Source organism: Saccharopolyspora sp. NPDC050389 (assembly GCF_040655595.1).
GTDB lineage: Bacteria > Actinomycetota > Actinomycetes > Mycobacteriales > Pseudonocardiaceae > Saccharopolyspora.
The window spans coordinates 72,125-91,428 of sequence record NZ_JBFAKG010000040.1; the positions used below are offsets into that span (position 1 = coordinate 72,125).

Here is a 19,304-nt window from a genome sequence, read left to right on the forward strand (position 1 = left end):
TTGTTGGCGGAAGATGCCACCGCAATTCTGGACACCCGCGCCCAGCCGCAACCACTGCCTGGGCAGACCGTCCCCTCACCCAGGGTTTTTCCTCACGGCCATCGAGAGCACGACCGCGCAGGGCACCGGAAGTTGAGTCCCAGATGCGGCAACAGGACGGGCTGGGATGTCGCCACCACGCTGGCGAGGATCGCAACCGCTTCGGCCTCGGCCGGCTTGGTGCGGATCCGGCCGGGTGGCTAGTGCTGTGACCGGAAATGATCATCGGGGTGGTGCTGGCTGGCCTCGCATCGGTTGGATGCGACGACACGTCCGATCGATGCGGGGACGGTGCGATGGCGGAACCGGTCCGGGTTCGTCGGCTGACCGAGCAGGAGGGCCAGAAGCTTCAGCGAATCGTTCGGCGGGGCACCACCAGCACGGTGCGTTTCCGCAGAGCGATGATGCTGTTAGCCTCGGCGGGCGGGAACACCGTCCCGGTGATCGCGCGGCTCGTCCAGGCCGACGAGGACACCGTCCGTGACGTGATCCACCACTTCAACGAGATCGGACTCGCCTGCCTGGACCCTCGGTGGGCGGGAGGCCGTCCCCGCCTGCTCAACCGTGACGACGAGGACTTCGTCATCCAGACGGCCACCACTCGCCCCACCACGCCCGGCAGGCCCTTCACCCGCTGGTCGATCCGCAAGCTCGCCGAGTACCTGCGGCGCAACGTCGCGCGTCCGATACGCGTCGGGCGCGAGGCCCTGCGCTGTCTGCTCAAGCGTCGCGGTGTGACGTTCCAGCGGACCAAGACCTGGAAGGAGTCGACCGATCCCGACTTCGATGCCAAGCTCGACCGGATCGAGTACGCGCTGACCGAGCGCCCGGACCGGACTTTCGCCTTCGATGAGTTCGGACCGCTCGGCATCCGCCCTACCGGCGGGTCCTGCTGGGCCGAGGAGGGCCGGCCCGACCGGCTGCCGGCGACCTATCACCGAACCCATGGCACCACCTACTTCCACGGCTGTTACTCGGTCGGTGACGACACCCTGTGGGGCATCAATCGGCGCCGCAAGGGCATCGGCCCGAGCTGGGCCGCTCTCAAGAGCATCCGGGCGGCCCCCCGGACGGCGCCCCGATCTACGTGATCCTGGACAACCTGTCCGCGCACAAGAACTGGCGGATCCTGCGCTGGGCCGAACAGAACAAGGTCGCTCTGTGCTTCACGCCGACGAATGCGTCCTGGGCGAACCCGATCGAGGCGCACTTCGGGCCTCTACGACAGTTCACCCTGGCGAACTCGAACCACCCCAACCACACCGTCCAGACACGTGAGTTACATCGCTACCTGCGTTGGCGCAACGCCAATGCCCGGCACCCCGACGTCCTGGCCGCCCAACGACGCGAACGCGCCCGTGTCCGCAGCGAGAAGGGCATCCGCTGGGGCGGACGCCCACTCGCCACCTGAGCACACCGACCCGGTGATCATGACCGATCACGGCTAGCTGGAAGGGGTTGCCCTCTTCCCTCGCGATACGGTGCTGCGATGTCTCGATCAGTCGAAACCGGATCAGTGTTGTCTCCCGTCACCGCGGACGACGTCGACCTTGCCGTGCGGCTCGCCGTGGGCATCCTTCGGGATGCACCTCCGGAGGGGTGGGGCGGCAAGGCCGGTTCGCTGGAGTGGGACTGCTGGGAGACCGCCGAGCACCTCGCCAACGACCTGTTCTACTACGCCGTGCAGCTGGGGCCGCAGAGCCCACCGCTGGACACCCATGTGCCTTTCGCGTTGAGCCAGAAGAGGCCGGACGGACCCGCGAAATTCCTCTTCGCGGACCGTGCTGCGGGTCCGGCCGGCCTGGTGCAGGTGCTGGAGGCGTGCGGCGCGCTGCTGGTCGCCATGGTGCGTACCACGCCGCCTCGGGTCCGCGCCCACCACGCCGCCGGGGTGTCGGACCCCGAAGGCTTCGCGGCGCTGGGGGTGCAAGAGACGCTGGTACACATGCACGATCTGGCGGAAGGCTTCGGGCTTGCCTGGACCCCGCCCTCCGCTCTCTGCTCGCGGGTGCTCGCCCGTCTGTTTCCAGAGGCTCCGGGCGGCGCGGATCCCTGGCTCACCCTGTTGTGGGCCACCGGCCGCGCCGAACTGCCGGGGCACCCTCGTCTCACCAAGTGGCGCTCGGACAGCACACCGCGGTCATAGGAGCGGATCGGCTTCAGCCGCGGCCAGGCTGATGATCGTGCCCTTACCGCGGCGAGAGCGCACCGGGCCACCCGTCCCAACCGGCAACCCGGCGAACCTATGCGGTCACGGCACTAGTCATACCTCCGGGGCTGGCGAGTCACGTTGCCCGAACTACGGCACCATCCCCCGGGCACCGTGGACACCGGGTTTGAGCCGCCATGCCTTGCCCTGTGGCCGGTGTGAACCCCGTAGCGCTTCAGAAATCCTTCAGCGCTGCTGACCTGGGCGTTGTCCGTGGTCCGGCATGATCCGTCCTTGTGCTCGTACGGATGATCTACCTGCTCGCTACGGGCACCCCTCGACGACCCGAACGCCATACCGCTGCCGACAGCTCGGATCGAACACCGACAAACCGTGGCAGGACTCATCAACGAGTACCGCCAAGCAGCCTGACGGCCCGACGAAACCCCAGATCACAGCCAGCGAACCCGTTTTGAAGCACTACGCCTGGATCAACCATCACCGCCGCTGCGGACGCGACTGCGAAGGCCTCACCGAACACCACGAAGCCATCGTCCGCTGGGCCATGATCCGCACCACCAGCAAACGCCTCACCCGAGTTCAGGAACAGCCTCTGAAGGCGCGCGTTCCGCCCCGCATCATTTCGGCACCGCGGGCCCCGGAGCGACGTTCGCTCCTTCCGGGATCGGGAAGTTCACCCCCGTCAAGGGAGTAACGTGCGAACTCTGGATCTTCCACTTCCCGTCTTCGACCAGGTACCGGTCGCGATATTCCAATGACGCCTGCTCGACGACGCCGTCGGCGAGGTTGACCCTCATGAACCAGAAGGTCCAGCTGCCGACCGCGGTGTTCGCGTCGATCAGTTCGATGTCCGGGTGCATGCCATGGTGGATGTCGTTGTAGAGCCAGCGGTCGCCGTCGCGGCGCAAGGCCAGCTTGCTGTACAGCTCGACGAGCTTCTCGCGATCGTCGAAGCCGCCGAGGTCGGGGCCGTAGTCGATGTCGGCGCCCTCGCGCACGAAGCACGCCCGGAAGGCATCTGGATCCTTGCTGTCGCATGCTCGCCAGTACCGGTACTTCAGGCGTTCGATCTCCTGAATCGCCTCCAGGCGCGCGACCCTACGAGCGAGGTCACGCACATCCACGTCGCCGTCATCGAACACTTCCGCCTCCTCGTTCGCCAGACCCGCCAACAGCCATCCCGCGTTCGGCGGTTCAGTATGTCAACAGCGGGGGTCCCGACCGGGCCCCAGAACCATTCAGCGGGACAGGCGGTCGATCAGGCGACGAACGTCGATCGCGCTCCCATCAATCCACAATGGAGTCGCTGAACTCGACCGGGGCACCGAGGAACTCCCGGTGCGACGCCGGGGAGGTGCCGTCGACGTCGACCACGCCCAGTTCCTCGCCGACCTCCGCGCCGACCAGCACCCGCCCGGTCCACCGCATCCGATCGGGGTGCTCGGCGAGCGCAGCGATGACCCGTCCGGTGAACTCCGGCGACTCGGCCATCGCGGTCAGCTCGCCGTAGCGCTCGGGATCCGAGTTCAGCACCGCCTCGGTCCGCTCGGTGCGCAGCAGTCCCATCCAGATCGACACGGCCGCCACGTCGAACGGTTTGAGGTCCACCGCCATGTCGTGCGCCATCTTGTCCACACCTGACTTCACCGCACCGTAGGCAGGCCCGTGCATGTAGCAGGTGGCGCCGAAGGACGAGGTGTTGACCAGCAGGCCGCCACCAGTGCTGACGAGCAGCGGCGCGCCGTAGTAGCTGGACACGTAACTGGAACGCAGCCCGACCTCGAACATCTCCTGCAACGCCAGCGGCTTGGACCAGAACGGCCCCTTGGTCGCGAGCTGGTCCGGCACGATGAACGCGTTGTTCACCAGGATGTCCAGCCGGCCGTGGTCGGCGCGCACCCGCTCGAACAGCGCCGCGACCTGGGTGTCATCACGGTGATCGCAGACAACGGGAACTCCGGTGCCGCCCCTGCTGTCGATCTCCTCTGCGGTGGCGAAGACCGTGCCCGGTAGCGACGCCTCGCCCTCCCGCCGAGTCCGGCCGGTGACGTAGACCGTGGCGCCGGTTTGACCGAGCGCGAGCGCGATTCCCTTGCCCGCGCCCCGGCTTGCGCCGGTGACCACCGCGACCCGGTCGCCGCTCACAGCTTGCCCGCCATGCCGAGTGGCCCACCGCACGAGACGACCGCGAGATCGTCGACATCCGAGCGGAGAATCGCCTTTGCCGAAGTCACCGGCTTGCGGCGCCTGGCCCGTCCCCTGATCCCGATGATCATTGCCGAGCGAAGACTGCTCGGCATCTCCCGCTCGGACGTTCGTTCATCGGCCATGTACCCGCTCCCGGTCCCTGACGCACGAGTCGACTGCGACAACGAAAAACCAAACGCTTGCTTGAGCGTATCGAAGGCGGTCGGCAAGTCAAGCCTCGGTAGCGGATCCCGCCGGGCACGCCGTACCCGGCATCTGCTTCATGCCCTGCGCGAGTTCGAAACGTTCTACAACGAACACCGCCCACACCAGGGCATCACGAACGCATGACCGCTGAAGCCACTACCCACGCCCATCACAAATCCGGACAAGATAGCTCGCCTCGACATACGACGACAAGATCTCCTCGGAGGCATCCTCCAACGAGCACGAGCACGAGCATGCCGCTTGAACTGCACGGATGAGGTTTACGGCAAGGGCAGGGCCCGGTTCTGGTACTCCCCCGTTTCGAGGAGGCTGACGACGGCGTGGCCAACGGCGGCCGCGAGCGAGTTACCGCCGAACGTCGAGCGGCAGCTGCACACCGGCCTCGCCCTGGATCGGCTCGATCAGCACCGCAGCGGTGTGCTCGTCGATCGCGGCTTCGAGGGCCGCGATGTCACCACTTTCACCGCGACCAGTGAACACCACAATGGACAGGATTCAGCACCTTCTGGCGGAGGTAGATCGAAATCGCGGGTGTGCGCGGACATCTGTCGTCCCAGGAGTCAACAACGCCCTCAACGGTCACATAGGACACTGGGCGGCAGATCTTCCTGGGGACGGGATGCTGTCGATAGAATCCGCCGGATGAAGACGCCTCGCCTGCTGGACGGCCAGTTGAAGCTGCGGCATCTCGTCCTGGTCGACGCGCTCGTCCGGCAGGGCAGTGTTGTCGGTGCCGCGGCCGAGCTGCACGTGACGCAGCCAGTCGCGACGCGGTGCCTGCACGAGCTCGAAGAAATACTCGGCGTCCCGCTGTTCGAGCGTGGTCCCCGTGGCGTGACCACCACCGTGTTCGGCGAGGCGTTCGCCGAACATGCCCGCGCCGTGCTCGCCCAGCTCACCCAGGCGGGTCGTCACGTCGCGGAACTCGCCGATGCCGATCGTGGCACGGTCGTGGTCGGCACCCATCTCGCGGGGTCGAACGTCCTCCTACCGATGGCGATAACCGACGTCAAGGCGGAGCACCCGCACCTGACGGTCATCGTGCGGGAGGGCACGCCGGAGGCACTGCTGGTGGAGCTGGAAGCCGGCCGGATCGACCTCGTCGTCGGCCGTCTCACCGCGCCGTCCGATGAGCGGTTCTCGCGCCGCAAGCTGTACGACGAGTCTGTCGAACTCGTCGCCCGCAAATCCCATCCTCTCGCGGACCGGGCGGACGTCGACCTCGCCCGGCTCACCGAGTTCCCGTGGATCCTGCCGGGCGTGGAAACCGCGCTGCGCCAGGAGCTCGAGGAGTTCTTCGCCCAGCACGGCGTTCCGCTCCCGGTCAACCGGGTCGAGACGACTTCTTTCCTCATCGTTCGGCAACTGCTGCTGGAAACGGACACCATCGCGGTCCTGCCCAGTCTCATCGCAGCAGAGGATGCCCGGGTCGGTCGCATATCGATCTCGCTGGACCCGATCGGACACAGCGTTGGAGTGACGTTCTCCAAGAGCCGAACCCTGAGCCCGTCAGCAGAGCTGCTGAAGAGCACGCTGCACGAGGTGTCCACGAGACTGTCCCGGGCGGCACGCACTGACTAGGCGATTCCGAGGAATCGCACTGCGTTCTCCCTGATGATCAGCTCCCGCCCCCTATCGTCGAGGAATCCGCTCTTGCGCACGACGTCGCCGACCGGACGCTCACCCAACGGGTATGGGTAGTCGCTGCCCACCACCACGCGATCAGCTCCGATCGTGTCGACCAGCAGCCGGAGCGCGCGTTCGTCGAACACCACCGAATCGACGTAGAAGCGGCCCAGGTAGTGCGACGGCGGGAACTCCGACGTCCCGATCACATCGTGGCGGCCGTACCAGGCGTTCTCCATCCGGCCGAGCCAGAACGCGAATGAACCGCCGCCGTGCGCGAAGCAGATCTTCAGTCGGTCGTCGATCCGGTCGAAGACGCCCCCGAGGATCAACGCGAGGATGGACAGGTGCGTCTCGGCCGGCATCGCCGTAAGCCACTGGGCCATCCAGCGGTCCAGCCGCGGCGAGCTGGCCATGTCCCACGGGTGCACGAACACCGGCACGTCCAGGGATGCGCAGTGCTGCAGGAAGGCGACGACCCCTGCGCTGTCCAGGTCGAGATCGCCGACGTGGTTGCCGATCTCCACACCCTGGTGCCCGTTGGCCACGCAGCGCTCCAGTTCCCGGCAGGCCGCATCGGTGTCCTGCAGCGGGACCTGGCAGAACGGGATCAGCCGGTCGGCGGCGGGCGCGACGATATCGAGGGCCAGGTCGTTGAAGATGCGGGCGATCTTCGCCGCCTGGTCGCCGGTTCGGCCGTAGTTGAAGAACGCCGGGGTTGGGGAGACCACTTGCGCCTGCACGCCGTCGGCGTCCATGTCGAGCAGTCTCGTCCCGGCGTCCCAGCAGTCGGCCTGGATCCGGCGGAACTCCCTGGTACCCAACATGATCATCGCGTCGGACTCGGACTCGACCTTCAGCCAGGGCGCATCGGGCCCGGCCTCGGCCGTCAGATCCGGCCACCCGTTCGGCACGTAGTGGCTGTGCACATCGATGATGCCGGCCACGATCAGCCCTTGCCCGGGTGCAGCGCGCCGCACTCCCGGCAGGTCCGCGCTTCCTCGTCAGCGTAGAACTCGGCGAACACCGGTGGCAGGTCCTCGACGATGTCCCGGACCTGCAACTCGATCTCGTGGAGCAACGAGTCGCATTCGAGGCAGTACCACTGGAAGCGTTCGAGCGTTCCTTCCTCTCGAACCCGTTCGATGACCAGTCCGATCGAGTCCGGGTCGGGCCGCTGCGGCGAGTGCGGGACGTTTCCAGGAAGCAGCCAGGTCTCGCCCTCCCGGATGTGCACCGTCTCCTTCCCGTCCTCGGTCATGACGTTGACGTGCATGTCGCCTTTGACCTGGTAGAACCACTCCTCGTACGGGTCGAAGTGGTAATCGGTCCGCTGGTTCGGGCCGCCGACGATCTGAACGATGAAGTCCTTCCCGAGCGCCATCGTGCGGTTGTTCACCGGTGGCTTGAGCAGGTGTTCGTGCTCTTTGATCCACTTCTGGAAGTTGATGGTCTGCGGCAGGCTCGTCATGGCGATCTCTCCTCATTGCTTCCGATGTGCGATGGCCTGGATCTCGATCAGCAGGTGCGGGTGCGGCAACTGGTGCACCGCCACCGTCGTGCGGGTGGGCCCTTGCTCGTCGAAGTACTCGCCGTAAACCTCGTTGTATCCGCCGAAGTCGTTCATGGAGACCAGGAAAGTGGTGATCTGTGCGATATCGGACAGATCCGCCCCGACGTCGCGCAGGATCTCGCGGATGTTCTCGATCACCGCTCGCGTCTGCTCGCGGATGTCCAGGTTGGTCGTGCCGAACTCATCCACCTCGACGCCGGCGAACGTGTTGTCCGGTCGCCTGGAGCTCGTGCCGGAGACGAAGATCAGGTCCCCGACGACCTTCACGTGCGGAAAACGCCCCCGCGGTCTGGCACGTCCTTCGACAACCCGTGCGGTGTTCATGCTCGTCCCTTCACCGATACCGATCCGATTCCCGCAACCCGGCATTCCGCGACTCCCCCCGGGAGCGTTGCCGCCGCGGTCGCCGCCCCGGCGAGCACGACCTGTCCTGCCCTCAGCGGGATCCGGCGACGGCGGCACACATCCAGCAAGGCGTGCAACGCACGGACAGGGTTCCCGAGAACGGCGGCGGTCGATCCGACCACCTCGGTGTTCCCCACCCGCAGGTTCACGGCGCGGTTCGACACGTCTTCGAGCGGACGCCAGGGCCCCACCGCATAGGCCGAGGCCGAGGTGTTGTCGGCGACCACGTCGGTGTAGGTGAACCGGAAATCCCGGTAGCGGGAATCGATGATCTCCAGTGCGGGGGCGAGCGCGTCCACACAGGACTCGATGTCCGTCGTCTGGTCGTCCACGTCGACGTCGCGGCTCAGCCGGTAGGCGATCTCGGGCTCGATCTTCGGGTGAATGAAGCGGGCGAGGTCGACATCGGCACCGTCCGCGATGCGCATGGCATCGGTGAGCCTGCCCACGATCACCTCGGAGACGCCCATCTGCGCCATCTTGGCCTTGCTGGTGAAGCCGAGCTTCACTCCGACCACTCGTTCACCTCGCACCTCCCGGCGGGCGATCAGCGCGGCCTGGATCGCGTAGGCCTCCTCGATGCCGAACTCGTGGTCGTCCGCGAGACTCGGCGTGTCCTGGCGGTTCGCCTCCGCGGCGTGCAGTCGATCGGCCAGTGCCTCGACCTTCTCGGTAGAGATCATTCGTTGCTCCCCACTGCTGCTGCGTCTCGCCGCGCGGCGAGATCGAGCGCGATGTCGACGATCATGTCCTCCTGGCCACCGACCATGTGTCGTCTGCCGACCTCGAGCAGGATCTCCCTGGCGTCGAGCCCGTAGCGCCTAGCCGCCCGCTCGGCGTGCAGCAGAAAACTCGAATACACCCCGGCATATCCCAACGTGAGTGTTTCGCGGTCGACCTGCACTGGTCGGTTCCGCAACGGCCGGATGATGTCGTCGGCCGCGTCCTGCAGCGCGAACAGGTCGCACCCGTGCTCCCAGCCCAGCAGGTCGGCGACCGCCACGAACGCTTCCGCCGGGCAGTTCCCGGCACCGGCGCCCTGCCCGGCCAGCGCGACGTCGACCCGGTACGCACCGCGTTCGACCGCTGTCACGCTGTTGGCGACCGAGAGGGAGAGGTTCTCGTGCGCGTGGATGCCGATTTCCGTGCCTTCGTCGAGGATCTGCCGGTAGGCGTCGATCCGCTCGGCGACGTCGGCCATGGTCAGCCGTCCTCCGGAGTCGGTGACGTACACGCAATGCGCGCCGTAGGACTCCATCAGCGATGCCTGTTCGGCGAGCCCGGTGGGCGAGTTCAGGTGGCTCATCATCAAGAAGCCCGACACGTCCATGCCGTGCTCCCGCGCCCAAGCGATGTGTTGGGCGCTGACATCGGCCTCGGTGCAGTGCGTCGCCACCCGAACACTCCGGACACCAAGCGCATGCGCCCTGCGCAGGTGCTCGATCGTGCCGATTCCGGGCAGCAGCAGGGTGGTCAGCGTCGCGTTCTCGACGACCTCGGCCGCCGCCTCGATCCACTCCTCGTCAGGGTGGGCGCCGAAACCGTAGTTCGCGCTCGACCCGCCGAGGCCGTCGCCGTGCGCGACCTCGATGGCCGCGACCCCGGCGGCGTCCAACGCGCGGACTACCTGCCGGACCTGGTCGACTGTGTATCTGTGCCCCATGGCGTGCATCCCGTCGCGCAGGGTCACGTCTTGGACGTAGATCTTCATGCGCGCACCCATCCTCGGAGTTCAGCGATCCGCTCCGCGGTGCGAAGCGCGGCGGAGGTCATGATGTCGAGGTTCCCGGCGTAGTCGGGCAGGTAGTGGCCGGCTCCGAGCACCTCGAGGAAGACCGAGACCTTCACGCCGGTGACCCTTCGCCCGAGCGCTGGCACGAAGGTGTCGTCGACCGCGTCGAACTGCACCTCCTGCTTGAGCCGGTACCCGGGCACGTACTCCCGGACGGACTCGACCATCTGCTGCACCGAGGCGGCGATCTTGGTCTTGTCGAACTCCGCGTCAGCTCCCTCGACGAGGCAGAACACCGTGTCGCGCATGACGATCGGCGGATCAGCCGGGTTCAGCACGATGATGGCCTTGCCGACCTCCGCACCGCCGACCAACCGGATGGCTTCGCTGGTCGTCTCGGTGAACTCGTCGATGTTGGCGCGGGTGCCGGGTCCGGCGGACTTCGACGAGATCGACGCGACGATCTCGCCGTAGGCGACCGGGGCGACCCTGGCGATCGCCGCGACGATCGGGATGGTGGCCTGGCCACCGCAGGTGACCATGTTGACGTCCGGCGCGTCCAGGTGCTCGTCAAGGTTCACCGGGGGCACCACGAACGGTCCGAGGGCGGCCGGGGTCAGGTCGACCATCAGCTTCCCGTGCTCGCGGGCGATCTCCGCATTGCGCAGGTGCGCCTTCGCCGAGGTTGCGTCGAAGATCACCTTGATGTCGGTGAACTCGGGCAGCTCGACCAGTCCGTCGATGCCGCGATGCGTGGTCGCGATCTTCAGGCGGGTGGCCCGGGCGAGCCCGTCCGACTTCGGATCGATCCCCGCCATCGCGCCCATCCGCAAGGTCTCCGAAACCCGCATGACCTTGAACATCAGATCGGTTCCGATGTTTCCGGATCCGATGACGGCCACCGGGATGCTGCCAGTGCTCATGCTCGTTCCTCTTCGATTACGGCCTCGACCTCGCCCAGCCCGTCCAGTTCCAGCCGGAACCGTGCCGGCCCCTCGATCGGCACCATCGGGCCGAGCGCACCGGACATGACCACGTCGCCCGCTCGCAGCGGCTGTCCCCGCCGGACCAGCTCGCGAGCCAGCCACGCCACGGCCACGACCGGTGACCCGAGGCAGGCGTGTCCCGCACCGAACGAGACCGGCTCCCCGTCTTGCGCAAGCGTCATACCCACCTGCGAAAGGTCCCTGCCCGCCAAGGGAAACGGCGTGGTTCCGAGCACGACAGCGCCGCTCGACGCGTTGTCGGCCACGGTGTCGGTGATGGTCAGATCCCAATCCGCGATCCGCGAGTCCACGATCTCGATCGCGGGGAGCACGAACTCGGTGGCCCGTAGCACGTCCGCAACGGTCGCGCCGGGAACGTCGATTCCGCTGCCCAGGACGAAAGCGATCTCGCCCTCCGCCCGGGGTTGCAGGAAACGGCTCCTCGGCAACGGCTGTGCGTGGGCGAAAACCATGTCGTCCAGCAGCACGCCGAAATCCGGCTGAAACACGCCGAACTGCTGCTGCACGACCGCTGCGGTGAGCCCGATCTTGGCCCCCACCACCCGGGCACCGGCCTCGACCCTCGTGTCGACCACCCGGCGCTGCACCCGGTAAGCTGCGTCGACGTCGGTGTCGCCGAGCAGATCGCGGACCGGTGGACACGGGGCCCGGGTTGCGGCCGCGGCGATCAGCCGAGTTGTGGCGGAGTCGATCCGGCTTTCGGTCGCTGCATCGAGAACTGTCATAGCTGCACGCACACATTCGTCGGTTCGGTGTAGAAGTGGAGCGAGGATTCGCCGCCTTCGCGGCCGATGCCGGAGAGCCCGACACCGCCGAAGGGCGCCCGCAGGTCACGCAGGAACCAGGTGTTCACCCAGGACATGCCCACGTTCATGCGCTGCGCGACCCGGTGCCCGCGCCGCAGGTCGTTCGTCCACACCGAAGCCGCGAGCCCGTAGTCGGTGTCGTTGGCCAACGCGATCGCCTCGTCCTCGGTGCTGAAGGGGATCAGCGCGGCCACCGGCCCGAAGATCTCCTCCCGCACCGGTCGGTGGCCGTTCGTCAGCCCGGTCCACAGCGTCGGCTCGATCCACGATCCCCCGCTGAGCTCGGCACCGAGCTCGGGCACGCCACCACCGGTGAGCACGGTGGCACCGTCCTGTTCGGCCAGTGCGAAGTAGTCGAGCACCTTCTTGCGGTGCGCCTGCGAGATCAACGGACCGGTGGTCGTCGAAGGGGCCTCCGGCGAGCCCAGCCGCAGTCCGCGTGCGCGCTCGGCGAGTCCGGCTGCGATGTCCTCGAAAACGCTGCGCTGGACGTAAACCCGTTCGGTGCACAGGCAGACCTGACCGGTGTTGGTGAACACCGACTTGGTCAACCCGGTCAACGCCTCGTCGAGGTCGACGTCGTCGAACACGATCGCGGCGTTCTTCCCGCCGAGTTCGAAGGACACCGGGCGCACCCGGGGCGCCACCATCTTCATCACCTGCGAGCCGGTGGCCGAGGACCCGGTGAACGTCACGCCGTCGATGCCGGGGTGCGTGACCAGATGCTCGCCAGCCGAACCCCCGCCGAAGCCGTGCACCACGTTGTAGACGCCTGCCGGCAGTCCTACTTCCACGAGGACTTCCGCCAGCAGCGTTGCCGTGGCCGGGGTTTCCTCGCTCGGTTTCACCACCACCGCGTTGCCGCACGCCAGTGCCGGCGCCACTTTCCAGGTCAGCAGCAACAGGGGCAGGTTCCACGGCACGATCACGGCGACCACACCGAGCGGTCTGCGCACCGCGTAGTTGAGCGCCTGCCTGCCGTCCGCCAGATCGGTGAGGAAGGATTCCTGTCCCGCAGCGGCCACCACGTCGGCGAAGGTCCGGAAGTTCGCCAGCGCCCGCGCGACGTCCAGTTCGCGCGCCTGGGTGATCGGCTTGCCGGTGTCGACGACCTCCGCGGCGACGAACTCCTCGAAGCGCTCCTCGATTCGGTCTGCGGCGCGGCGCAGCAGCGCTGCTCGCTCGCGCACCGGGGTGTCCGCCCAGCCGTTGGCCAGCGATTGGCGAGCGGCCTGGACGGCGCGGTCGACGAGCGCGGCATCGGCCTCGTGCACGTGCGCGATAAGCCGCCCCGTCGCCGGATCGATCTGCTCGAAACCGCGATCGGTGTCGGGTTCGATGAACTGCCCGTCGACGAAGTTGCGCGTCCAGAGCCCGTTCTGTGCCGTCATGGCTTCCAATCTGAACTCCTCGGCCATGCCAATCAAATGCGCTTTTCCGCGCGAGATATACCCGGTTCGCATAGCTCGGCGACGCGCCGACAACACCATGCTGACCTGCAGCTATGCCACCAGTCGCATAGCCATGGACGAGATGGGCATTCGCCTTCGTCGGATCCTCAGCACATCCTCGACGCGACCCGGTGACGTTTCCCTGGTAGTCCCGGCTCGCCACCACGGAGGTTTCTGGAGATGTGTTCGGCAGCAGCAGATCCCGACAGCCCGGCAGCGCGGAGCGGATCAGTGCGGAAGGTCGCCTGGGCATCGGCGATCGGCAGCACTATCGAGTGGTACGACTTCTTCCTCTACGGCACCGCGGCCGCGCTCGTGTTCGACCGCCAGTTCTTCCCCGAGCTGGATCCCGCGGTGGGCACCATCGCCGCGTTCGGCACTCTCACGGCGGGATTCCTGGCCCGCCCGCTGGGTGGCGTGATCTTCGGCCATTTCGGAGACCGCGTTGGCAGGCGCAACACGTTGATCGTGTCGCTGCTGATCATGGGCCTGGCCACCACGATGATCGGCGCGTTGCCCACCCACGCCGACGTCGGCATCTGGGCCCCGGTCCTCCTGGTGCTCCTGCGACTGGTGCAGGGGATCGGACTCGGCGGCGAATGGGGCGGCGCCATCGTGCTCACGCTGGAACACGCCCCAGAGGGCAGGAAGGGCTTCTACGGTTCGTTCCCGCAGCTGGGCACCCCGGCCGGGCTCATCCTCGCCAATGGCGCGTTCCTCGGCTGCCTCGCGCTCGTCGGGAAGGAGGAATTCGTCCAATGGGGATGGCGCATCGTCTTCCTCATCAGCATCGTGCTGGTGGCCGTCGGCCTCTACCTCCGCGTGCATGTGCAGGAGAGCCCGGATTTTGTGCGGACAGCGCAGCGCGAGCGCGTCGATCGAGCACCGGCCGCGATCGTCCTCTCCCAATACTGGAAGCCGCTCGTCCACGCCACGCTGGTCATCGTCGGCAACAGCACTGCTGCGTACGTCTTCATGGTCTACGTGCTGTCGTACGGCACGACCGCGCAGAACCTGAGCCGGTCGTTCCTGCTCTGGTGCGTGATCCTTGGTTCTGCGGCGTGGTTGGTGTCCGTGCCGTTCTGGGCCAGCCTCGGTGACAGGTTCGGCCTGCGGACGGTGTTCGTGCACGGGTCGGTCATTCGCCTCGCCTGGTGCCTGGCCTTCTTCCCCATCATCAACACCGGCAACGAACCGGTCATCCTGCTGTTCATTGTGTCGATGGGGCTGGTCCTGTCTGTCACGAACGCGCCCATCGGTACGTTGACCGCGAGCTTCTTCCCGGTGGAAGTCAGGTATTCCGGTGCCTCGATCAGCTATCAGATCGGCTCGCTGCTCGGTGGCGGCATCACGCCGCTGGTGGCCTCCGCGCTGTTCGCGGCAACACGATCGTCGTGGTCGGTGACGGCCTACCTGGTGGCGATCTCCGTGCTGAGCCTTGCCGCGTCGAGCGCGATTCCGCGCCGAGATTCCGCGCCCGTCCACGAAACGAGCGCACCGACCGAGGTGCGCTGAATCTTCGAACTATCGATTTGGGAAGAGGGACAATGGAACTCGTCATCCTGGGCAGCTCCGGCGGACCGCAGCCGAACCGCGAACGATCCGCTCCCGCGACAGCGATCGTGCGCGGCGACGACATCCACGTGATCGACTGCGGCAACGGCGTAGCGAGGCAGTTGGTGTCGGCAGGTCTGAGCCTGCGCAACCTTCGATCCGTGCTCGTGACGCACCACCACGTCGACCACAACGCGGACCTCGGGGCCCTGCTCCACCTGGCGTGGACCGCAGGTTTAGTCAGTCCCGTCGACGTGTACGGACCGCCCCCGCTGGAGCAAATGGTCAAACTGATCCTGGAAGTCGGCAGGCCCGACATCGAGCACCGTGAACTGCTCGGCAGGCCTGAGTTGGCCGGCCTGCTGCGCGTCCGCGAAGTCGCAGAACCCGGGGTCGTCGCCTCCACCCGGGAGATGACCATCACCGCAGGCACAGCGCTGCACCCGCCGATGCCGGCTTTCGCTTACCGGGTCGACGCCGGCGACTCCTCGGTGGTCGTGTCGGGCGACACTGCTGCCTCCGAGCAGGTCGCCGAACTCGCCAGCGGCGCCGACGTCCTGGTGCATGAGGTTTACTCGCCGAACCACCTCGACCGGCTGCTCGCGGGCACGAACGCTGGAGTCATAAAGCTGCAGCGGCACTTCGCCCGCGCGCACACCGATGCCGAGAGCGCCGGGAGGATCGCGAAGCATGCGGGCGTGCGCACCCTGGTCCTCTGGCACCTCATCCCGTACGACCTCGACGAGGACGAGTGGATCAGGCAGGCGAGCCGCCACTTCGACGGCGAGATCCTCGTCGCCCGAGACCTGATGCGAATTCCCGTGGCGTAGGACGCCGCAGCCGACGCGTGTTCGGGCTCCTGCCAACCTCCGGGTCATCGGCAGGAGCCTGACGCGGCTCCGGGTGCTCCTTCAGCTTTCCGAGCTGATGGAGAATCGCTTGGGGCGCGAAGGAAACCGCCTACTTCTCGGGCATACGCGTCGACACCGTGCGCAGCTCGTCCGCCAACGCGAGCGCGGACGGGCTCAGTCTGCGTCCTTTGGCGACCGTCATCCCCACGCTGTGGCCAACGGGATCCAACGAGAACGGCAGGGTGGTCAGCCGCAGGTCGTCGTGGGAGATCAGGCTCGGCAGCACCGCGATCGCATCGGTCTCGATCAGCAGGTGGCGCACCGTGAGGAACGATGTGCATTCCACGCAGTTCGCCGGCATCGGAAGGCAGTGCTGGGAGAAGAACTGCTCCAGTTCGCGTCGCAGGACCGTCTCGACGCCCGGCAGGATCCATGGGTAGCCCACCAGTTCCGCCAATCCGCACGCGTCGCCTGCCGCGAGCGGATGCTCCGCCCGCACGACCAGGCAGACCGACTCGTGGTAGAGGGCGATCCGGGTCACCGATTCGTTGCTCGGCGCGGTCAGCCGACCGACGATCATGTCGATGCGCCCCGCTTCGAGCTCGACCAGCAGGCTCTCCGGGGTGCCTTCGCGCACGACCACGGTGAGCAGCGGTCGTTTCGTCTTCAGCTGCGCGATGGCCGCGGGCAGCAGCATGTTCGACCCGGCCAGGTGGGTGCCGACGACGGTCGTGCCGCGCGTCGCGCCAGCGAGCTCGTCGACGTGGCGGCCAGCCTGGGCGAGCTGGGCAAGCACGGCACGCGCGTGCCCGGTGAACGCCTCGCCGAACACCGTGGGGGTCACGCCGCGCGGGCCGCGCTCGTAGAGCGTGACGCCGAGGATCTCCTCGACCTCGTGGAGGCTCCGCGTCGCCACCGGCTGGGTCACGTGCAGTGCCGCCGCGGCGCCCACCACGCTGCCCTGCTTGGTCAGGGCGTCCACCAGGATCAGGTGCCGGATCTTGAGCCGGCCGTCGAGCAAGCGGGGCAGGTCCATCAGGCGTCCTGCGGGAGCGGCGAACGTGGTTGCTCACCGCTGGTCCGCTCGATCAGGGCGAGCAGCTTCGCGGTGAGGGCCGAGTCCGGATCCGCTAGGTCGAGGAAGACGTCGTAGTGGTTCCGCCCGGGTACCACGAAAAGCTCGCTCGGTGAGTGCTCGGCCCATCGCTGGTGGAATCGCGCGCTCTGCTCCAGGAACCCGCTGCCGTCGTGCTCGGCGACGGCGATCAGCGCCGGAGGACCGGGCTGCTGCGCGTGGCACATCGGACTCATCGCGGCCGCCCGGTCCAGGTCGAGGCCGAGCCATTGGTTGGCGAACGAGGTCACCAGCGGGCGCAGCTCGAACAGCCCGCTGATCGGCAGCGCGGCCTTGACCACGTCATCGGGCAGGCCGAGCTGCCGCTGCCAGCCGGCGACCATCGTGCAGGCAGCCAGGTGGCCGCCTGCGGAACTACCGCCCACCGTGATCCGCTCCGGATCCAGGCCGTACCGGTGTCCGTAGTGGTGGACATGCGCGATCGCCGTGCGCACCTGGCGCACGATCTCCTCGATCGGGGTGCCCGGCGCGAGCCCGTAGTCGATGCTGACCGTGGCAACTCCGGCGTCGGCGAGAACACCCGCCATGAAAGCGGTGTCCTCGCGCGACAGCATCCGCCAGTAGCCCCCGTGGACGACCACGAACACCGGGCGCGGGCGCGGCCCGACGCCCCAGATGTCCAGCCTCTGCTCGCTGAGCGGGTCATAAGCCACGCCGGTGAAGCCACGCAGCCCCTCGACCGCGACCTGCGAACGCCTCCGGTACTCGGCGATCACATGATCGAACACATCGGGCGAAACCGTGTTGCGGACGTTGTACGCGGCGTCGACGTTCGGATCGGACATGGTTCCGCCCTCAGCGGCCGGTCGCGCGGGCGCGGACCTCGGCGGCGACAAGCTGCGGCGAATCCAGCGTCGGGGAGTGCGTTTCGCCGCGCAGGTTCCGGTAGCTGAACCACGGGTGTTCCGTTTGGAAGTCCGCCTGCGCCACCTCGTACCCGGGATCGGTGTGCTGGGAGAACAGGTGCTTGATCGGGCGGTTCTCCCGCATCGCCGCCATCCGCGCCAGCGGGCTCCCGCCCAGAGCGTCGAGCACCGCGATCGCATCCGACGCCTGCTCGGCCGGACCGAAGTCGGCAGCCGGTCGGCGGTCCGCGCCGTAGCCGCGCCAGTCGATGCGGACGATGTGGTGGTCCGCGGCCAAGCGCGGCACCAGCGGATCGAAGAGCCGGTGGTCCTGACACCACCCGGTGAGCAGGACCACCGTCGGGTTGGTGCGCTCGCCGTGCTCGTCGTAGGAGATCGCGTTCTCGTCGACGTCGAGCGTCTTGAGGAGAGCCGTGGTCACAGAACTTCCCTTCTGGTTCGGATGATTGCCAGCCCGACGGATTTCCGGGCAGGGCTGGGTGGGGCAATGCGGTCAATTGCGCGCGTATGCCCCAGCGAAGTTCACCGAGGCGGCACGCTCGGCCTGCATGAACCAGCCGTGGATCTCCGCGGAGCTGTGCTCCGGCAGCGACGCCGCCTTCTCAATCGGGTGCAGCGCGGCGTTGGCCCAGGTGCGTACCGCGTCCAGATCCGGACCGACCAGCACCCCGTCGCGCTTCCTCACCTCACCGTTGACCAGCACTGTTCGGACGTCGGCCGCGGAGGACTGCAGCACGACCGACCCCAGACGAGGACCGCACCACCGGACAGGTCGCCGTACTCGGCGTCCGTGGTGGCGATAGGCCACCTGCGATGACGGTTCGTCCATGCGTCCATCGTCACCACGTGGCACGAACCACACCAATACCTGTTCCCGCTGGACCTATACCTGTGGAACATGGCAAGCCACAGTTCGCGGTGTTGCTGGACTATCGCTGTTCCAGCGGCGAGGACGTACAGCAAGCCGCACTCCCGATTCGCTGCGGGATAGCCACTTTCAGCACCGTGGGGAGGTGGTGGGGCGAGCGCTGCTCGCCTGCCCGCTAATTGCTGCTGTTCTCGACGAATTTCTTCGACGCCACCCGTGCGCTCCAGATGCGGCTGGTCGACGAGGTCGCCGAAGACGCCCGCGACAGCGCCGCAGCCCTTGCGGAAACCATCGCCGGACGGTCCCAGCTGGCCGTCCAGGCGTCCAAGGAACTCGTCGACATGGCCAGCCGGGGCGAACCGCTCGACGAGCGCCACCAGCACTGGCACGAACTATCCGGCGATTGCGGCGAGAGCGCCGAAGGGGTCAGCGCGCTCCTGCAACGCCGCCGGCTGAACTTCCCGTACCGCGCCTGACCAGACGCCACTGTGGACGGTCTGCGCCGATCTCGATGACAGCGCAACTGATCTGCGGATTTCTTCTTGCGGAAACCGGGTTCCGGGACCACCGTTGGTTTCGAGGGGATAACGGTTGGCGGGAATTCTGAACCGCCACCGAGTGGGCTGCATCTGAACAACTGTCGCATCGACAGCTGGAACCCACTCCTCCGGCGCGTCGGGCGACACGCGGCACTGCACCCCCAAGAGGAGAAAACACCGACCATGACCTACGCCCCCGAGAACGCGCCTGCGCACGTGCACACGCCGAAGCGACCGGTGACGCTGCTCATCCTGCAGATCTTCGCC

General features: G+C 67.2%; 24 protein-coding genes. 8 read left to right on the top strand and 16 right to left on the bottom strand.

All coding sequences use genetic code 11. From position 1 onward, the window contains the following. The first annotated feature begins 335 nt into the window (after positions 1 to 335). From AB0I53_RS25390 to AB0I53_RS25400, 3 genes are all read left to right on the top strand, one after another. A complete protein-coding gene (locus AB0I53_RS25390; RefSeq protein ID WP_358607667.1) occupies positions 336 to 1,130 on the top strand; it encodes a helix-turn-helix domain-containing protein in 795 nt (264 codons plus the stop codon). Continuing rightward, complete coding sequence (locus AB0I53_RS25395; protein ID WP_358607670.1) at positions 1,127 to 1,450, top strand: transposase; 324 nt, start codon at positions 1,127 to 1,129, stop codon at positions 1,448 to 1,450. The genes AB0I53_RS25390 and AB0I53_RS25395 overlap by 4 nt, the downstream gene beginning before the upstream one ends. A gap of 78 nt (positions 1,451 to 1,528) precedes the next feature. Continuing rightward, the gene (locus AB0I53_RS25400; RefSeq protein WP_358607673.1) at positions 1,529 to 2,185 is read left to right on the top strand and encodes a hypothetical protein; all 657 of its coding nucleotides are present in this window, start codon (positions 1,529 to 1,531) and stop codon (positions 2,183 to 2,185) included. Positions 2,186 to 2,826: 641 nt separating this feature from the next. On the opposite strand, the gene AB0I53_RS25405 is transcribed toward AB0I53_RS25400, so the two are convergent. The 4 genes from AB0I53_RS25405 to AB0I53_RS25420 form a co-directional block, all read right to left on the bottom strand. After that, on the bottom strand, positions 2,827 to 3,351 hold the full coding sequence (locus AB0I53_RS25405) for a nuclear transport factor 2 family protein (RefSeq protein WP_358607676.1): 525 nt from the start codon (positions 3,349 to 3,351) through the stop codon (positions 2,827 to 2,829). Positions 3,352 to 3,496: 145 nt separating this feature from the next. Further along, positions 3,497 to 4,354, bottom strand: coding sequence for an SDR family NAD(P)-dependent oxidoreductase (locus AB0I53_RS25410; RefSeq protein ID WP_358607679.1), 858 nt, complete (start codon positions 4,352 to 4,354; stop codon positions 3,497 to 3,499). Continuing rightward, a complete protein-coding gene (locus tag AB0I53_RS25415; RefSeq protein WP_358607681.1) occupies positions 4,351 to 4,539 on the bottom strand; it encodes a hypothetical protein in 189 nt (62 codons plus the stop codon). Before AB0I53_RS25415 ends, AB0I53_RS25410 begins: the two co-directional genes overlap by 4 nt. Positions 4,540 to 4,969: 430 nt before the next feature. Continuing rightward, on the bottom strand, positions 4,970 to 5,107 hold the full coding sequence (locus tag AB0I53_RS25420; protein ID WP_358607727.1) for a hypothetical protein: 138 nt from the start codon (positions 5,105 to 5,107) through the stop codon (positions 4,970 to 4,972). A gap of 159 nt (positions 5,108 to 5,266) precedes the next feature. Here AB0I53_RS25420 and AB0I53_RS25425 point away from each other — a divergent pair, with 159 nt between their 5' ends. Continuing rightward, the gene (locus AB0I53_RS25425) at positions 5,267 to 6,205 is read left to right on the top strand and encodes a LysR substrate-binding domain-containing protein (RefSeq protein ID WP_358607684.1); all 939 of its coding nucleotides are present in this window, start codon (positions 5,267 to 5,269) and stop codon (positions 6,203 to 6,205) included. Here the strand turns inward: AB0I53_RS25425 and AB0I53_RS25430 are convergent. The 8 genes from AB0I53_RS25430 to AB0I53_RS25465 are packed head-to-tail and all read right to left on the bottom strand — an operon-like array spanning position 6,202 to position 13,164. Next, complete coding sequence (locus tag AB0I53_RS25430; protein ID WP_358607687.1) at positions 6,202 to 7,197, bottom strand: amidohydrolase family protein; 996 nt, start codon at positions 7,195 to 7,197, stop codon at positions 6,202 to 6,204. The genes AB0I53_RS25425 and AB0I53_RS25430 overlap by 4 nt on opposite strands. 2 nt (positions 7,198 to 7,199) lie before the next feature. Next, positions 7,200 to 7,721, bottom strand: a complete 522-nt coding sequence (locus AB0I53_RS25435; protein ID WP_358607690.1) for a 3-hydroxyanthranilate 3,4-dioxygenase — start codon at positions 7,719 to 7,721, stop codon at positions 7,200 to 7,202. Positions 7,722 to 7,733: 12 nt separating this feature from the next. After that, complete coding sequence (locus AB0I53_RS25440) at positions 7,734 to 8,147, bottom strand: RidA family protein (RefSeq protein WP_358577455.1); 414 nt, start codon at positions 8,145 to 8,147, stop codon at positions 7,734 to 7,736. Continuing rightward, positions 8,144 to 8,911, bottom strand: coding sequence for a fumarylacetoacetate hydrolase family protein (locus tag AB0I53_RS25445; RefSeq protein WP_358607692.1), 768 nt, complete (start codon positions 8,909 to 8,911; stop codon positions 8,144 to 8,146). Before AB0I53_RS25445 ends, AB0I53_RS25440 begins: the two co-directional genes overlap by 4 nt. After that, positions 8,908 to 9,939, bottom strand: a complete 1,032-nt coding sequence (gene dmpG / locus AB0I53_RS25450; RefSeq protein WP_358607695.1) for a 4-hydroxy-2-oxovalerate aldolase — start codon at positions 9,937 to 9,939, stop codon at positions 8,908 to 8,910. The genes AB0I53_RS25445 and dmpG overlap by 4 nt, the downstream gene beginning before the upstream one ends. Then, positions 9,936 to 10,883: an acetaldehyde dehydrogenase (acetylating) gene (locus AB0I53_RS25455; RefSeq protein ID WP_358607698.1), complete on the bottom strand. Its 948-nt coding sequence runs from the start codon at positions 10,881 to 10,883 to the stop codon at positions 9,936 to 9,938. The genes dmpG and AB0I53_RS25455 overlap by 4 nt, the downstream gene beginning before the upstream one ends. After that, complete coding sequence (locus AB0I53_RS25460; protein ID WP_358607701.1) at positions 10,880 to 11,692, bottom strand: fumarylacetoacetate hydrolase family protein; 813 nt, start codon at positions 11,690 to 11,692, stop codon at positions 10,880 to 10,882. The genes AB0I53_RS25455 and AB0I53_RS25460 overlap by 4 nt, the downstream gene beginning before the upstream one ends. After that, positions 11,689 to 13,164, bottom strand: coding sequence for a 2-hydroxymuconic semialdehyde dehydrogenase (locus AB0I53_RS25465; protein WP_358607704.1), 1,476 nt, complete (start codon positions 13,162 to 13,164; stop codon positions 11,689 to 11,691). Before AB0I53_RS25465 ends, AB0I53_RS25460 begins: the two co-directional genes overlap by 4 nt. Before the next feature lie 291 nt (positions 13,165 to 13,455). Between AB0I53_RS25465 and AB0I53_RS25470 the strand changes: the two genes are divergently transcribed. Continuing rightward, on the top strand, positions 13,456 to 14,739 hold the full coding sequence (locus tag AB0I53_RS25470) for an MFS transporter (protein WP_358607707.1): 1,284 nt from the start codon (positions 13,456 to 13,458) through the stop codon (positions 14,737 to 14,739). A 32-nt stretch (positions 14,740 to 14,771) separates the two neighbouring features. Beyond that, the gene (locus tag AB0I53_RS25475) at positions 14,772 to 15,608 is read left to right on the top strand and encodes an MBL fold metallo-hydrolase (RefSeq protein WP_358607709.1); all 837 of its coding nucleotides are present in this window, start codon (positions 14,772 to 14,774) and stop codon (positions 15,606 to 15,608) included. Between the two features lie 130 nt (positions 15,609 to 15,738). On the opposite strand, the gene AB0I53_RS25480 is transcribed toward AB0I53_RS25475, so the two are convergent. The 4 genes from AB0I53_RS25480 to AB0I53_RS25495 form a co-directional block, all read right to left on the bottom strand. Then, complete coding sequence (locus AB0I53_RS25480; RefSeq protein ID WP_358607711.1) at positions 15,739 to 16,665, bottom strand: LysR substrate-binding domain-containing protein; 927 nt, start codon at positions 16,663 to 16,665, stop codon at positions 15,739 to 15,741. Beyond that, positions 16,665 to 17,549: an alpha/beta hydrolase gene (locus tag AB0I53_RS25485; RefSeq protein ID WP_358607714.1), complete on the bottom strand. Its 885-nt coding sequence runs from the start codon at positions 17,547 to 17,549 to the stop codon at positions 16,665 to 16,667. Before AB0I53_RS25485 ends, AB0I53_RS25480 begins: the two co-directional genes overlap by 1 nt. Before the next feature lie 10 nt (positions 17,550 to 17,559). Further along, positions 17,560 to 18,051 carry an alpha/beta fold hydrolase gene (locus AB0I53_RS25490; RefSeq protein ID WP_358607717.1) on the bottom strand — a complete coding sequence of 164 codons (492 nt, stop codon included), beginning with the start codon at positions 18,049 to 18,051 and terminating at the stop codon, positions 17,560 to 17,562. Between the two features lie 72 nt (positions 18,052 to 18,123). Then, the gene (locus AB0I53_RS25495; RefSeq protein WP_358607719.1) at positions 18,124 to 18,366 is read right to left on the bottom strand and encodes a hypothetical protein; all 243 of its coding nucleotides are present in this window, start codon (positions 18,364 to 18,366) and stop codon (positions 18,124 to 18,126) included. A 311-nt stretch (positions 18,367 to 18,677) separates the two neighbouring features. Here AB0I53_RS25495 and AB0I53_RS25500 point away from each other — a divergent pair, with 311 nt between their 5' ends. Both AB0I53_RS25500 and AB0I53_RS25505 read left to right on the top strand, forming a co-directional pair. Next, a complete protein-coding gene (locus tag AB0I53_RS25500; protein WP_358607722.1) occupies positions 18,678 to 18,974 on the top strand; it encodes a hypothetical protein in 297 nt (98 codons plus the stop codon). A 66-nt stretch (positions 18,975 to 19,040) separates the two neighbouring features. Then, positions 19,041 to 19,304 (top strand): hypothetical protein (locus AB0I53_RS25505; protein WP_358607725.1); only part of this gene is annotated, 264 nt, incomplete at its 3' end.